The sequence below is a fragment of the Halopenitus salinus genome, from assembly GCF_042662125.1.
Lineage (GTDB): Archaea > Halobacteriota > Halobacteria > Halobacteriales > Haloferacaceae > Halopenitus > Halopenitus salinus.
In genome coordinates, this window is sequence record NZ_JBHSXL010000003.1 from 1 (window position 1) to 13,288 (window position 13,288).

The window sequence follows — 13,288 nt, forward strand, 5'->3', positions numbered from 1 at the left end:
TGCGACTCCCCGCATTCCAGCCGGGGAGTCGGATGACGAATTAGCCTCAGTTTCCCGAGGGTATGCGTCTCCGAAGGGTAGCTTGGCCACGTGTTACGGAGCTATATGCCACGAGTCTAAGCTCGTACGACTAGCATGGCTAAATCGGACCCCGATAGCAATGGCCTCCGGCAGGATCAACCGGAATGGGTGCCCTCGCGTGTGATTCCCCACGCGAGGGGGGTGGCGGGATGGACGAGCGCGCTGCTCGTCGATCACCGTCGTATCGTCGTGATACGATCGTCTACATTCATTGCATGGTCCGTGTCCGGTGTCGCCGGCAGTCCCGGATGACACCGGACCATCGAGCTCACATCAGACGTCGGCTTACGGCGGACCGCAGGGGTGACGTCCTCATTGGGGTGGACCCGAGCGTTGGGACTCGACGAGCATAAGCCCGTCGGGTCCGCTCGGGTCCGGGGGCGAAACCGCCTCGGGTTGAACGAGGCGAGTTCGCGGTCGTGTTGTCGCATTACGTTCCGAGTGGACGACCCTTGATAAGGGCGTCGTTCCGAAACGCCCGCCGATGAACGGCGGGTGGGCGTGCCCCGTCGGGGGCTCGCCCGTTGCATTCCATTCGATGGGAGGTGAGTACTTAACCCCGTCGTTCGATCCGTGCTGCGTCAGGCGTTTTCATGGGACCACACTACCACGGCCGCGGGCGGCGATCGGACGCCGACCCGACAACGCGTGGAGGGACATACTTGACGACCCGTGAAGGACGATTATTGATCGGTACTGATCGCATTGGACTGGTAGGGGTGTGGATACGTGCGCCCGTACGCGCGTTGATTCCGAGGTTCGGTTCGCGTTTCTTTATAACACCGGCGTTTATAAGGGGGGAGCCCGCATATAAAAGCGAACGATGACGAACCCCGCAGAGTCGATCGAGATTCAGAACGTGGTGGCATCGACGGGGATCGGGCAGGAGCTCGATCTGGAAGCGCTGGCCGAGGACCTTCCGGGTGCGGATTTCAACCCGGACAACTTCCCCGGACTCGTCTACCGGACCCAGGAGCCGAAGGCGGCGGCGCTCATCTTCCGGTCGGGGAAGATCGTCTGTACGGGCGCAAAGAGCATCGACGACGTCCACGAGGCGCTCGGGATCATCTTCGGCAAGCTCCGCGATCTGAGCATTCCGGTCGAGGAGGACCCGGAGATCACGGTTCAGAACATCGTCTCGAGCGCCGACCTCGGTCACAACCTGAACCTGAACGCGCTCGCGATCGGGCTCGGCCTGGAGGACGTCGAGTACGAGCCAGAACAGTTTCCGGGGCTCGTCTATCGGATGGACGATCCGGACGTCGTCATCCTCCTGTTCGGCAGCGGGAAGATCGTGATCACGGGCGGGAAGCACACCGACGACGCCGAGGGCGCGGTCGCGGAGATCGTCGACCGCATCGAGGACCTGGGACTGCTCGGGTAGCGCGAGTTTTCGGATCGCCACAACGCATTTGTAAGTGGACCGCAAACCCCGGGATAGTGGCAACCCGACGATACGGATCGGGAGCCGACAAGGCTTCCGATGTCGGCTCACGGGAGCCCGCAACCGCGGCGCGGGACGCCTCCACGGCATCGACTCGCCGAACGAGCACGGACCACGGGTCCGTTCGGACGCGACTTTCGTCCGAGGAGGACGGGTCCGCTCGCACGCGCTCGGAATCGCGCCCGTCGGCATCGCGACGATCGATCGCCGATCCGCCGGTCCGCGACCCCGAAGCGTACGCGCTCACCGACCACGTTCTCGAGCGCATCGGACAGCCCGGACGGTACGTCACCTTCGAGGCCGTCCACGAGGCGATAGAGACCGGACAGCTTCGCTGGAACACGAGCGACGGCTGGCGGTTCGCGACGGTGATCGACGGGATTCGATACGTGATCGTGGTCGGCGACACCGAGACGCCGTCGCCCGTGGTGGTGACGGGCTGGACGGAGATCGCCGATCGGGAGGACGCGGATCACGCGCCGGGGTTCGACGCGACTGACCTCGAGACGATCCGTCTCCGGAGCGACCTGAGCGACGCCGGGGATAGCCAGATCCCCGACCGGATCGGTCCCCGGGACGTCTCCCGACCGTTCACGGTCGGGGACCACCACGTACACACCGCGCCCGGGGAGCGCTCCGTCGTCTGTACGGACTGCGGCGGACGGTTCCGCTCGAAATCGGCGCTGCGGAACCGGCGGTGTCGGTGAGAACGCGAGGGCCGACACGTCCCGCCCGACGACCCCGGAGTCGGCAGGCATTTGCCCGCGGCTCCCGTGGTACCGTCGATGGATACCGGAGAGTCTGACGACGGCGGTCGGGTACCCTCCGGGGACGCCCCGAACGTCACGATGGAGGAGTTCTACGAGGCGTTGCTCGCGGCCGAACGTCCCGTTCTCACCCCCCGTCAGATCGCCCGCGAGACCGACCTGTCCGAACCGGATGCGAGGGAGGCGCTGGACCGGCGCGTCGAGGACGATGCGCTCGCCCGTGCGAGCGTCGAGTCGGATGCGGCGGTGTTCTACCCCGCGGAGTGGCGCGACCCGGCCGCACGCGAGCGCGTCGTGGTGTTCGCGAACCGTCGGGAGATCGTCGTCGATCGACCCACGCAGTACACCCGCGCGCGGCTCTCGCAGTTCGCCCATCTGGTCGATACGTCGGCGGGGGAGCCCGACTCCCGCGGGTATCTCTATCGGATCCGGGAGGAGGACGTCTGGGCCGCGCCCTTCGAGGAACTCGAGGCGCTCCTCTCGAGTCTCCGGTCGGTCTGTTCGGGACGACACGAGGCGCTCGAGGAGTGGGTGGCCGACCAGTGGAAGCGGGCCCACCGCTTTCGGCTCGTCACCCACGAGGACGGATACGTCGTCCTCGAGGCGGCCGCCGAGAGCCTGATGGGAACCGTCGTCGAGGACCACCTCGAGGACGACCACCTGCGGGCGCCCATCTCGGAGACGGAGGCGTGGGTCAACGAGGACGCGATCGCCGCGATCAAGCGGGCGCTCTACGAGGCCGGCTACCCCGTCGAGGACGATCGCGACCTGGAGTCGGGCGAGCCGATCGACCTCGAGATGGGGACCGATCTTCGCGAGTACCAACGCGAGTGGGTGGAGACGTTCCTCGAGAATCGGGCGGGCGTGTTCGTCGGCCCGCCCGGGTCGGGAAAGACGGTGGCGGCGATCGCGACGATCGCGGCCGTCGGCGGCGAGACCTTGATCCTCGTCCCCTCACGCGAACTCGCCGAGCAATGGCGCACAGAGCTTTCGACGCATTCGGACCTGGAACCGGACGATATTGGGCAGTACCACGGCGGAGAGAAGGCGATCCGCCCGGTGACGATCGCGACCTACCAGACCGCCGGGATGGACGCACACAGACACCTGTTCGACTCGCGGGAGTGGGGGCTCATCGTCTACGACGAGGCCCACCACATCCCCAGTCCCGTCTTCTCGCGGTCGGCGAGCCTCCAGGCGAAACACCGGCTCGGCCTCTCCGCGACGCCCGTGCGCGAGACCGGAAGCGAGGAGGAGATCTACACGCTCATCGGGCCGCCGATCGGCGCCGACTGGGACACGCTGTTCGAGGCCGGGTTCGTCCAACAGCCAGAGGTGGAGATCCGGTACGTCCCCTGGCGCGACGACGATGCACACAACGCGTACGCGAGCGCGGACGGGCGCGACAGATATCGTCTGGCGGCCGAGAACCCCGCGAAGACCGACGAGGTACGGTCGCTCCTCTCGCGGTACGACGACCGCAAGGCGCTCGTCTTCGTCGAGTACCTCGACCAGGGGGCTGCGATCGCGGAGGCGATCGACGCGCCGTTCGTGAGCGGCGAGACGCCACATCACGAGCGGCGGCGGCTCTTCGAGGCGTTCCGGGAGGGCGACCGGCGGGTGCTCGTCGTCTCACGGGTCGGCGACGAGGGGATCGACCTGCCGAACGCCGGACTGTCCGTCGTCGCCTCCGGGCTCGGCGGATCGCGACGGCAGGGTACCCAGCGCGCCGGGCGGACGATGCGTCCCGCCGGATCGGCGCTCGTCTACGTGCTCGCGACGCGGGGATCGAGGGAGGAGGAGTTCGCCAGACGACGGATGCACCACCTCGGACGGAAGGGGATCCGGGTCCGCGAGACGACCGCCGAGGAGTGAACGGGGGCGGCGATCCGGGACGTGCCCGGGACCGTCGAACGGGCACACGTCGCTCGTGTCGAACGGGCACGCGTCGGTGACGAACGGACACACATCGACGGACGGGAACGCCGCGAAAGAGAACCCTTAAGTTGGGCTCGTCTCCTACCTATGGTCGCGACCGGACTTAGCTCAGCCTGGTAGAGCAGCCGACTGTAGATCGGCTTGCCCCCCGTTCAAATCGGGGAGTCCGGATCCCGATTCTCGACGACGTCGCGTGCCGAGCCACGGCACCGCCGGAGGCGTAGCATGGAGCGATCGCGGAACACGCCAAAGCGCCACACGGGAGGCGTGAAACGGAACTGTTTTAATTCACTCCGGCATACCGATGGATGCGTTCGAGACGAACGCGCTACACGCTCCGATGGTGTAGTCCGGCCAATCATATTGCCCTCTCGAGGCGATGACCTGGGTTCGAATCCCAGTCGGAGCATTTCTACACGCGTCCACCACCGAAAGCGACCCGCACCGACGGGTCGGCGCCGCCGACGGAGTAGGGTCACCACCGGCGGGCGTTTCGCCGGTGGATTCATGTTCCGGTCGACGGAGATCGGGACATGGCCAGCGCCTCCCGCGAGCTCACGGAGCCGCACGTCCTCGCGCACACGAAGCGTCGGCTCTTCGGAGAGGACGCCGAGGAGTCCGCCTACGCGGTCGCGGACACGCAGTTCTCGGCGGATCGCTGGATCGACGACCGGCGGATCGATCCCGCGATTTCGGAGGCCCTCTCGCCGTTCAACCACGTCCGGGTCGGAACCGGCTACCCCGACCTCGTCGGGGTCGGAACGCTCGACGAGGAGCTGCTGGCCGTCGACAGGCTGGGCGATCAACCGCCGCTCGTCGCCGTCGAGGCGAAGGGATACACGGCGGACGGATCCATCGACGTCGAGCGGGGGATCGTACAGGCGTACGACCGGCTCCACGAGGCGAACGCGGCATACGTGACGGCGCCGGCGTCGGCCGTCTCGCAATCGAGCCGGACGCTGGCCCGGGAGCTGAACGTCGGCGTCCTCGGCGTCGAGAGCGGCGGCACCGTGGAGCCGTTCGAGGTTCCGCGGGTGATCGGAAACCGGACCACCACGGAGACGACGGCCATCCGGTTTCAAGCGAGCGCGCAGGGGGTCACCGACCGGTCCTTCGGGCTCAACCACCCGAAGAACTACCTGGCGTATCCGCTGGCCCTCCACCATCCGGCGGACACGGAAACGATGCTCGAGGCGCGCGTGGTGGGAGCCACGAACGCCGCGCGACGCGGGGCGGCCTTCCTCGGCCTCATCGAGGAGCGGCCGGACGGTCCCGAACTCACGCCGATGGGGCGGGAGGTGGTCCGGTTCGCACTGGAGGAACACGGCTCGGTCGACGCCGCCCTGAAGACGTTCGCGAACTGGCAGGGATCCAGACGGCGGTTTCACGATGTCGCGCCGAGGTGGGGTGCGATGACGCGCCGGGTCGTGTGGGCGTACCCGGCCACCCGACTTCTCGTGGAGGAGCTTCGGCGGCTGCACGCGGACGGGATCGCGGAGCCCTCCCTCGTCGACCTCCTCGTGTACCTCCACGAGCTGCACCCCTCGTTCGCGATCGAGCTGTTCGTCCGCGGGACCGACGACGCCCGGAGTCGAGTGCTCTCCCCTGACGGCGATCTCCGACGCGAGGCGGCGACGGACGGCGAGGTGTACCACTCCCCGACCGTCTTCCAGCTGAAGGCGATCCTCTATCACACCGGAATACTGACCGAGCGAGGGGCCGAGCCGTCGAACCTCGATCCCGAATCCGACGTCTGGAAGCTTCGCCACCCGGTGTGAGAACGACTCCCGATCAATCGGCCGGGTTCGCGTCGGCAGTCGAGTCGATCTCGGAATCGGTGAGGTAACACTGCGGGTCGGGCGCGAAGAGGTCCTCGTGGACGGTCAACGCTCGAAGCCGCGAGCCGCCGCGGCAGACATCGCGATATTGACACTCGTGACACCGCCCGGTGAGACGGGAGTCGCGGTCGTAAAGCGCCTCGAGGAGGGGGTTGTGCGCGTCCCGCCAGATGGCACCGAACGGGCGATCGCGGACGTTTCCGGGGCTGTATCCCTGCCAGAACTGGGTGAGGTGGACGTTCCCGACCGGGTCGACGTCGGCGATCCGCTCGCCGGCGGGATCCCCGCCGTTCCGCTCGAGGTACGTCCGGATCCGTGAGGCGGCTTCGGGACCGAGTTCGCGGCGGGCGTACTCGATCAGGTAGGCCGCGTCGGCGTAGTTGCCGACGAGGAGCGTCTCGATCTCCTCGCCGTTCGCGTGGTACTCGCGGGTGAGATCGAAGAGCCTGCGGACCGCGTCGCGCTTTTCGGCCGGGGAGAGATCGGCGTCGACGATCCCCTTGCCGCGCCCGCCGTAATCGAGGTGGTAGAAGCAGAACCGGTCGACGCCGACGTCGGTCAGGAGATCGATGACGCCCTCGAGATCGGCGGCGTTGCGGTCCGTGATCGTGTATCGAAGTCCCGTCTTCAACCCGGCGTCGAGGCAGGCCTCGATCCCGCGGATCGCGGCGTCGAAGGCGCCCTCCTTGCCGCGGAAGGCGTCGTTGCGCTCCGGGAGCCCGTCAACGGAGACGCCGGCGTACTGCAGGCCCGCGTCCCGGAGCGTCGCAGCGGACTCCTCCGTAAGGAGCGTTCCGTTGGTCGAGAGGACCGGTCGGAGCCCGCGATCGGCGGCGTGGGAGACGAGCTCCGGCAGGTCGTCGCGAACGAGCGGCTCGCCGCCGGAGAACAACACGACCGGGACGCCGAAGTCGGCGAGCTGGTCGAGGAGCGCCTTCCCCTCCGCGGTGGAGAGTTCGCCGGGCGCACCGTCGGTGTCGGCCGAGGCGTAACAGTGGTCACAGTAGAGGTTACACCGCTTCGTGGTGTTCCAGACCACGACCGGCCGGAGCTGTTTGCGCTCCGTGATCTGTGGCACCGCCGACTCCTCGGCGGCGTCGTACCGGAGCCCGTCGCTCTCGGCGTCGAGGCCACAGAGGAGCTTGCTGATCGAGATCATTCGGGGCTTCCCCCGACCTCCGGCGTGCCCTCCGTCTCCTCGTAGACGCGAGGCTCGCAAGCGGACGCGTCGTCCGTGCCGCCGGACCCGCCCCGCCCCTCGCGTTCGTCCGTGCCGTCGTCCGCGTCCCCGCTTGCGCCCTCCCCGAGGGTGTACGTCGAGTAGCGATGTGTCTCGTCGGCCGGACACACCCACAGGTCCCGGGCGTACCACGCGAACAGCTTGCTCGCCTCCTCGCGTGCGACGTCGGGAGCGGGAGCGGCGATCGTCCCGACGTGTGATAGCGGGTCGTCGACCTCCTCGCGGACGAACACCTCCCAGCGACGCTCGGTGGTCGCCCGCGGGCTCGCCTCCGACGATCGGTTCGCTTTCTCGACCATGGCGGACGGTTGACGGCGATCCATGAACCCGATTTCGACCGCTATCACGCGGTGAAAACGCCGTGCGAACGTGTTCGGTCGAGGAGAAAAGCGGATCGAGGTCCCACCGTCGAACAGGGAATGTTCGAGGACATCGACACCGACCGGCGGCCGGTGGTGCTCATCTGGGAGGTCACCCAGGCGTGCGAGCTCGCCTGCAGACACTGTCGGGCCGACGCGCAACCGGCTCGCCACCCCGAGGAGCTCTCCACCGCGGAGGGGAAGGCGCTCCTCGAGGACGCCGCGTCCTTCGGGGAGGGACAGCTCGTCGTGCTCTCGGGGGGCGACCCGCTCGCACGCGATGACCTGCTCGAACTCGTCTCCTACGGCGACGATCTCGGCCTCCGGATGACGATCACGCCGAGCGGGACCCGGTCTCTGACGCCGGAGCGGGTGGGCGACCTCGCGGACGCCGGGGTCCGACGGATGGCGTTGAGCCTCGACGGGGCGACGGCGGAGAGCCACGACGCCTTCCGCGGCGAGGCGAGCTTCGCGGACACGGTGGCGGCCGCGGAGGCCGCCGCCGACGAGGGGGTTCCGCTGCAGATCAACACGACGGTCTGTGCGGACACCGTCGGGGAGCTGCCGGCGATCCGCGACCGCGTCCGGGAGCTCGGCGCCGTCCTCTGGAGCGTCTTCTTCCTCGTGCCCGTCGGTCGGGGGCGCGTCCTCGATCCGATATCCCCGGAGCGCGCCGAGGCGGTGATGGAGTGGCTCTCCGAGGTGGCGAGCGAGGAGCGGTTCGGCGTGAAGACGACCGAGGCGCCCTTCTACAGACGCGTCGAGCTCCAGTCCGACGGCGAGGCCGCCGCCCCGAGACGGCGCGCGGGAATCACCGCGGGGCGCGGGTTCGCGTTCGTGAGCCACACCGGCGAGGTGTACCCATCCGGGTTCCTCCCCGAGTCCGCCGGCAACGTCCGCGAGCGCTCGGTCGTCGACGTCTACCGGAACGCGGATCTCTTCGAGTCCCTGCGCGATCCGGACGGCTACCGCGGGAAGTGCGGCGCCTGCGAGTTCCGCCAGGTCTGCGGGGGAAGTCGATCGCGCGCGTACGCGGCGACCGGCGACCCGCTGGAGAGCGACCCGCTTTGCCCGTACGTGCCCGAGGGGTACGACGGCCCGCTACCGGAGACGATAGCCGAACCGACGGGAACCCCCGGCTCGGCTGACTGACGGGTGGCCGGAACGGGCGAGCGTCGGGCGGCGGCGAACACGTTCGGGGGAACCCTCGGGGAGCGGCGGCGCCAACCGATCGACATGCGCTCGCCACGGTTCACCACGCAGTTGACGGCGACGGTCGTCGCCACCTACCTGCTGTTCGCGCTCGGCGCGATGACGGCCGCCGCGTCGGGAGCGACCCCGCTCGCGTGGGGACACTACGTCGCCGCCGCGGCGGGGTGGCTGCTCGTGGCGGTCACCGCCGTCCGGTCGTGGCTCGGGGGCCACGATCGGTGGGTGACCGTAGGACTGGCGGGGGGAACGCTCCTCTATCTCGGTCAGGGAACGGCCGGACTCGTCGGCCGGATCGGCGGGGCGAGCGACGTCGGTGAGTTCCACCTGCTCGGCGCCGTCCTCGTCTTCGCGACGCTGCTGCTCTCGTTGGTCCGCCACCTCGATCGGGAGGTGGCCGCGAGCGACGGTGCCGGCGCGGAAGCCGTAGCCGGGATCGACGACGAACCGTTCGAGGGGGATCGCGGCGGGAAATCGGTCGACGGACTCGACGGCGACGGGGTCGAATCCCCGGAACGAAGCGGATCCGGCGAACGGGTTCGCGATCGCGTCCGCGCCTACGCGGCGTTGACGAAGCCGCGACTGATGTGGCTGCTTTGTCTCCTCGCGCTCGCGGGGATGGCGCTCGCGCGGATCGCGGCTCCGACGTCGGGGGGCGGAGGGGCCGCCGCGGGAGCGGCGACCGCGAACGTCACCCTCCACGGGATCACGGTGGTCGCGACGCTCGCGGGCGGCGTGTTGGCGATCGGCGCGTCGGGAACGTTCAACCACGTGTTCGAACACGACCGTGATCGACGGATGGACCGGACCGCGGACCGGCCGGTCGCGACGGCTCGGGTCCCGGTCCGCCGGGCGGCGGCGTTCGGCGTCGCGTTGGCCGCGCTCTCGTTGGTCGTGCTCTGGACGTACGCCACGCCCCTCGCGACCCTGTTGACCGCGGCGGCGATCGTCTACTACTCGGTCGTCTACACGGTCGTGTTGAAGCCGAACACGCGCTGGAACACGGCCATCGGCGGCGGGTCTGGCGCTCTCCCGGCGCTCATCGGCTGGGCGGCCGTGACCGGATCGATCGGGATTCCGGCGATCGTTCTCACGGCGCTCGTCGTGGCGTGGACCCCGGCGCACTTCTACAACCTCGCCATCGCCTATCGCGAGGACTACGCCGCCGGCGGATACCCCATGTTGCCCGTCGTCGCGGGCGTTTCGACCACCCGTCGGCGGACGTGCTACTGGCTCGGCGGCACGCTCGTCGCGACCGTCCTCCTCGGCGTCGTCGCCGACCTCGGCGTCCTCTATGCGGTCGTGACGACCGTCGCCGCCGCCGTCTTCCTGCGGTCGATCGTCCGCCAGTACGAGCGCGGGACCGACCGCGCGGCCTACCGAACCTTCCACGCGTCGAACGCGTACCTCGGCGCCGTCCTCGCGGCGGTGCTCCTCGAGGCGCTGCTCGTCGGCTGAGGCGACGACGGCATGGGGATGGCGGCCTCGTTCGAGCCGATCGGTTGAAGCGAAAGAGAGGAAGGGAGGAAAGGGAACATAAACGATCGACCGAGCACGTTCGGCTGAGAAGCTTTATTCCTCACGAACCGGACCGCCACGTATGCCGACGCCGATCGTCCTGTTCGCGTACTCGAAACAGGTCCTGTCCGGGATCGTCCGACTCGGGCTGTTCTGTTTGACCCTCTGGGGCCTCTACCTCTACGTCACGGGCGCCTGGCTCGCCGCCCTCGTCGTGGTCGTGCCGCCGACGATCCACTTCTGGTGGCTCGTGGCTCGCGCGTATCGCGAAACGGTCGCGGACGGGAGCGACTTCGGCGAGAACGGTCCGGGCCGGAGCAACCAGAACGGGAACCCGTGAGGGTCACGCGGGCGTTCGGATGTACCGTCGGAGCGTCTCCCCGTTCTCGTCGCGCAGCTCGACGACGAACTGCTCGCCCGTCGTCGAGGCGGTGAGCTCGTCGCGACGCAACTCGAAGGCGTAGGGCGGCTCCTCGAGCGTTCGGAGGTTCTCGCCGCCCGAGCGGACGACGACGTGGTCCGTGCCCTCCACGTTCTCGAGGTGGCACGCGATCGTCTCCCCGTCGGTGCTGGTCTCACAGATCACGTCGGCGCCGGCGTCGGGGCTGTCGCCGCCGGAGAGGGGACTCGAGTAGTCGAGGGCCATGACGCCGGGGGTGAACGTCCCGAGCACGACCACGACGAGCAGGAACGTCCCGAAGTTCAGCTTCGATCCGTGTCGAACGAGCGTTCTGACGGCCGGATGCTCCGCGGTACGCCGAAGCCGTATCACCGTTGGAACGACGACGAGGTGGGTGAAGGGCCCCCACGCGATGACGACGAAGCCGTAGGCCATGGTGTACGAGAGGAATCCCCAGTCGGGGCGGTACGACGAGAGGACGCTCGATCCCGTCCACAGGAAGAAGCCGAAGACGACGAGCGTCCCGCTCTTCAGCCAGCGCCAGGTCGGCGTGTTGGCGCAGTAGACGCTCAACAGGTCGCGCCAGACGCCCCGGAGCGCGTGGCCGATCGTGGTTACCGGGTTCGAGACGGACGATGTGAATGACATGTGTCGGTGGTGTACGTGTGTGGGTGGGTCGGTTTGATCGGTGGTGTCGATGGGCGATGTCGGTCGATTACGTCGGTCGGTTCGCCGGCGGTTCTCGGAGGGCGTCGATCGACGCCGGCTAGGCGCCGATCGACCACAGCTGCGTGAGCAGGTACCAGTTGAGCGCGTAGGAGGCGACGAAGACGGCCATGAACACGAGACAGAGGGCGAACGTCCCGCGGAGCTCGACGACGTGGACCGACCCGCCGTCGGGAGCGAGCCCGCCCTCCGCGTGGAGGTCCGTGAGGTCGCCGTCGGAGTTGTCGCTGCCGAACAGCAGGGATCCCACCGTGACGAGGACGAACAGGACGCCGGAGACGATCGCCAGGATCGCGAAGACGCCGAAGATCACGAAAAGCGGCGCGGCCGCCGAGAGGTTGAAGGAGGTGCCGGGGATGTTCTCGACGACCTCCGCGGTCCGGCGGGGGACGCCGTAGAGGATGCCCGCGTACATCAACATGAGCGTGGCGACGCTCATCGTCCCGGCGTAGGCGTACGGCACGAGCGACGCGAGCCGGTCGGAGACGAACTCGCGGCGGAACATGACCTTCACCGCGAACAGGACGAGCCCCATGAACGTCAGGGTCGTCCCGAGCGCGACGGTCGCATGGAAGTGGCCGACGGTCGCGAGGGTGTTGTGCCAGGTCATGTTGACCTGCATCTGGCCCATCACGACGCCCGTGATCCCCCCGAGGAAGCCGAAGAGGATGATGCTGAAGACGGTCGCGGAGAAGGCGGGGTTACGCCAGGGCGCGGAGGTGAGCCAGCCGAAGAGCCCGCCGCCGAGCCCGCGCTGGCGGCGACCGGCCTCGATGCCCGCCGGGATCGCGAACGCGTGGATCATGCTCGCGAAGGCCGCGCCGTAGAACGCGTAGGAGGTGTTCCAGATCCGCCAGCCGACCGAGAGACCGGGGTCGACCATCAGGTGGTGGGCGGCCCCGAGGTTGATGAAGAACAGATAGAGGATGAACGCCGACCGCGAGACCTTCTCGGAGACGACGACGGCGCCGCCGACCACGTGGGTGAGGAAGTACCAGACGGTAACCATCGCGAGCAGGTTGATCTGTTGGGTTCCGTGGCCGACGATCCAGTAGAGCTGTCTGTAGATGCCGACGTTCACGCCGTCGATCAGTCCGACGCGCCAGACGAGCGCGTATCCGAACGCCGCGATCCCGCCGAGGATCGCCTCCACGGCGATGATCGATGTGACGAACGCGCCGAACGCCACGAGCGGAAGCGTCCCCGTCTCGCCGAGGCGCTTCTCACGCCAGATGGAGACGAAGAAGGGCACGGCGGCGATCGTCGCGCCGAGCAGGAAGACGATCGCGGTCGCGTAGAACGCCGGCGAGACCGGAAGCGGGACGTAGGCGGTCAAAAGCGGCGCCGCCTCGGTCGGTCCCGAAAACCAGATCGAGAGGTTCACCCCCAAAGCGCCGGCGACCATGATCGCCCAGCCCGCCTTCGCGATCGCCGTGTAGGGGAGCCGCCGCCCGAGCACCATGGGGCCGCCAACGTAGAGGATGGCGATCTCCATGAACACCATCCAGAAGATGAGCAGGTTCCACGCGTGGAGGCTCAGGTGGGTGTAGAACTGTCCGGGCTCGAGCAGCCCGATCACCTCCCAGCGCGTCGTGGCCACGGTGAACGCGAAGGTTCCGCCGACGATCAACGCGATCACGGCGGTGACCGCGAACAGCTTCACGTGGTTTTCGACCGACCGATGCACGTCGAGGCCGGTGACCGAACAGCTCCGGAACCCGTCGTCGCCGTAGTCGTTGTCGAAAAGCGAGCGTAGGCGCGCGTACAT

11 protein-coding genes, 2 tRNA genes and 1 rRNA gene are annotated in these 13,288 nt (G+C 68.2%); 9 read left to right on the forward strand and 5 right to left on the reverse strand.

The features are described from left to right. A 16S ribosomal RNA gene (locus ACFQE9_RS02790) occupies positions 1-187 on the reverse strand; the annotation flags it as partial. Positions 188-904: 717 nt separating this feature from the next. On the opposite strand from ACFQE9_RS02790, the gene ACFQE9_RS02795 reads away from it, so the two are divergent. The 6 genes from ACFQE9_RS02795 to ACFQE9_RS02820 all read left to right on the forward strand — a co-directional run bounded on the left by ACFQE9_RS02795 (position 905) and on the right by ACFQE9_RS02820 (position 6,008). Further along, entirely contained in the window at positions 905-1,465 is a 561-nt protein-coding gene (locus ACFQE9_RS02795; RefSeq protein ID WP_379739976.1) for a TATA-box-binding protein, read from the forward strand. Positions 1,466-1,521: 56 nt separating this feature from the next. Then, positions 1,522-2,232, forward strand: coding sequence for a hypothetical protein (locus ACFQE9_RS02800; protein WP_379739979.1), 711 nt, complete (start codon positions 1,522-1,524; stop codon positions 2,230-2,232). Between the two features lie 78 nt (positions 2,233-2,310). Continuing rightward, positions 2,311-4,167, forward strand: coding sequence for a DEAD/DEAH box helicase (locus tag ACFQE9_RS02805; RefSeq protein WP_379739982.1), 1,857 nt, complete (start codon positions 2,311-2,313; stop codon positions 4,165-4,167). Positions 4,168-4,327: 160 nt separating this feature from the next. Next, a tRNA-Tyr gene (locus tag ACFQE9_RS02810) sits at positions 4,328-4,401 on the forward strand. A 163-nt stretch (positions 4,402-4,564) separates the two neighbouring features. Then, positions 4,565-4,639 (forward strand) — tRNA-Glu (locus ACFQE9_RS02815). A 124-nt stretch (positions 4,640-4,763) separates the two neighbouring features. Continuing rightward, the gene (locus tag ACFQE9_RS02820; protein WP_379739985.1) at positions 4,764-6,008 is read left to right on the forward strand and encodes a hypothetical protein; all 1,245 of its coding nucleotides are present in this window, start codon (positions 4,764-4,766) and stop codon (positions 6,006-6,008) included. Positions 6,009-6,021: 13 nt separating this feature from the next. On the opposite strand, the gene ACFQE9_RS02825 is transcribed toward ACFQE9_RS02820, so the two are convergent. Together ACFQE9_RS02825 and ACFQE9_RS02830 are read right to left on the reverse strand one after the other, a co-directional pair. Next, positions 6,022-7,227, reverse strand: coding sequence for a TIGR04347 family pseudo-SAM/SPASM protein (locus tag ACFQE9_RS02825; protein ID WP_379739988.1), 1,206 nt, complete (start codon positions 7,225-7,227; stop codon positions 6,022-6,024). After that, the gene (locus ACFQE9_RS02830) at positions 7,224-7,607 is read right to left on the reverse strand and encodes an Htur_1727 family rSAM-partnered candidate RiPP (RefSeq protein ID WP_379739991.1); all 384 of its coding nucleotides are present in this window, start codon (positions 7,605-7,607) and stop codon (positions 7,224-7,226) included. Before ACFQE9_RS02830 ends, ACFQE9_RS02825 begins: the two co-directional genes overlap by 4 nt. Positions 7,608-7,727: 120 nt before the next feature. On the opposite strand from ACFQE9_RS02830, the gene ACFQE9_RS02835 reads away from it, so the two are divergent. The 3 genes from ACFQE9_RS02835 (at position 7,728) to ACFQE9_RS02845 (ending at position 10,734) form a co-directional block, all read left to right on the forward strand. Continuing rightward, the gene (locus tag ACFQE9_RS02835; RefSeq protein WP_379739994.1) at positions 7,728-8,819 is read left to right on the forward strand and encodes a radical SAM protein; all 1,092 of its coding nucleotides are present in this window, start codon (positions 7,728-7,730) and stop codon (positions 8,817-8,819) included. Between the two features lie 3 nt (positions 8,820-8,822). Further along, the gene (cyoE, locus tag ACFQE9_RS02840; protein WP_379739997.1) at positions 8,823-10,334 is read left to right on the forward strand and encodes a heme o synthase; all 1,512 of its coding nucleotides are present in this window, start codon (positions 8,823-8,825) and stop codon (positions 10,332-10,334) included. A 142-nt stretch (positions 10,335-10,476) separates the two neighbouring features. Further along, positions 10,477-10,734: a hypothetical protein gene (locus ACFQE9_RS02845; RefSeq protein WP_379740000.1), complete on the forward strand. Its 258-nt coding sequence runs from the start codon at positions 10,477-10,479 to the stop codon at positions 10,732-10,734. A 3-nt stretch (positions 10,735-10,737) separates the two neighbouring features. Here the strand turns inward: ACFQE9_RS02845 and ACFQE9_RS02850 are convergent, their stop codons facing one another. Both ACFQE9_RS02850 and ACFQE9_RS02855 read right to left on the reverse strand, forming a co-directional pair. Further along, positions 10,738-11,442, reverse strand: a complete 705-nt coding sequence (locus ACFQE9_RS02850) for a hypothetical protein (protein WP_379740003.1) — start codon at positions 11,440-11,442, stop codon at positions 10,738-10,740. Between the two features lie 118 nt (positions 11,443-11,560). Continuing rightward, positions 11,561-13,288: a cytochrome c oxidase subunit I gene (locus ACFQE9_RS02855; RefSeq protein ID WP_379740006.1), complete on the reverse strand. Its 1,728-nt coding sequence runs from the start codon at positions 13,286-13,288 to the stop codon at positions 11,561-11,563.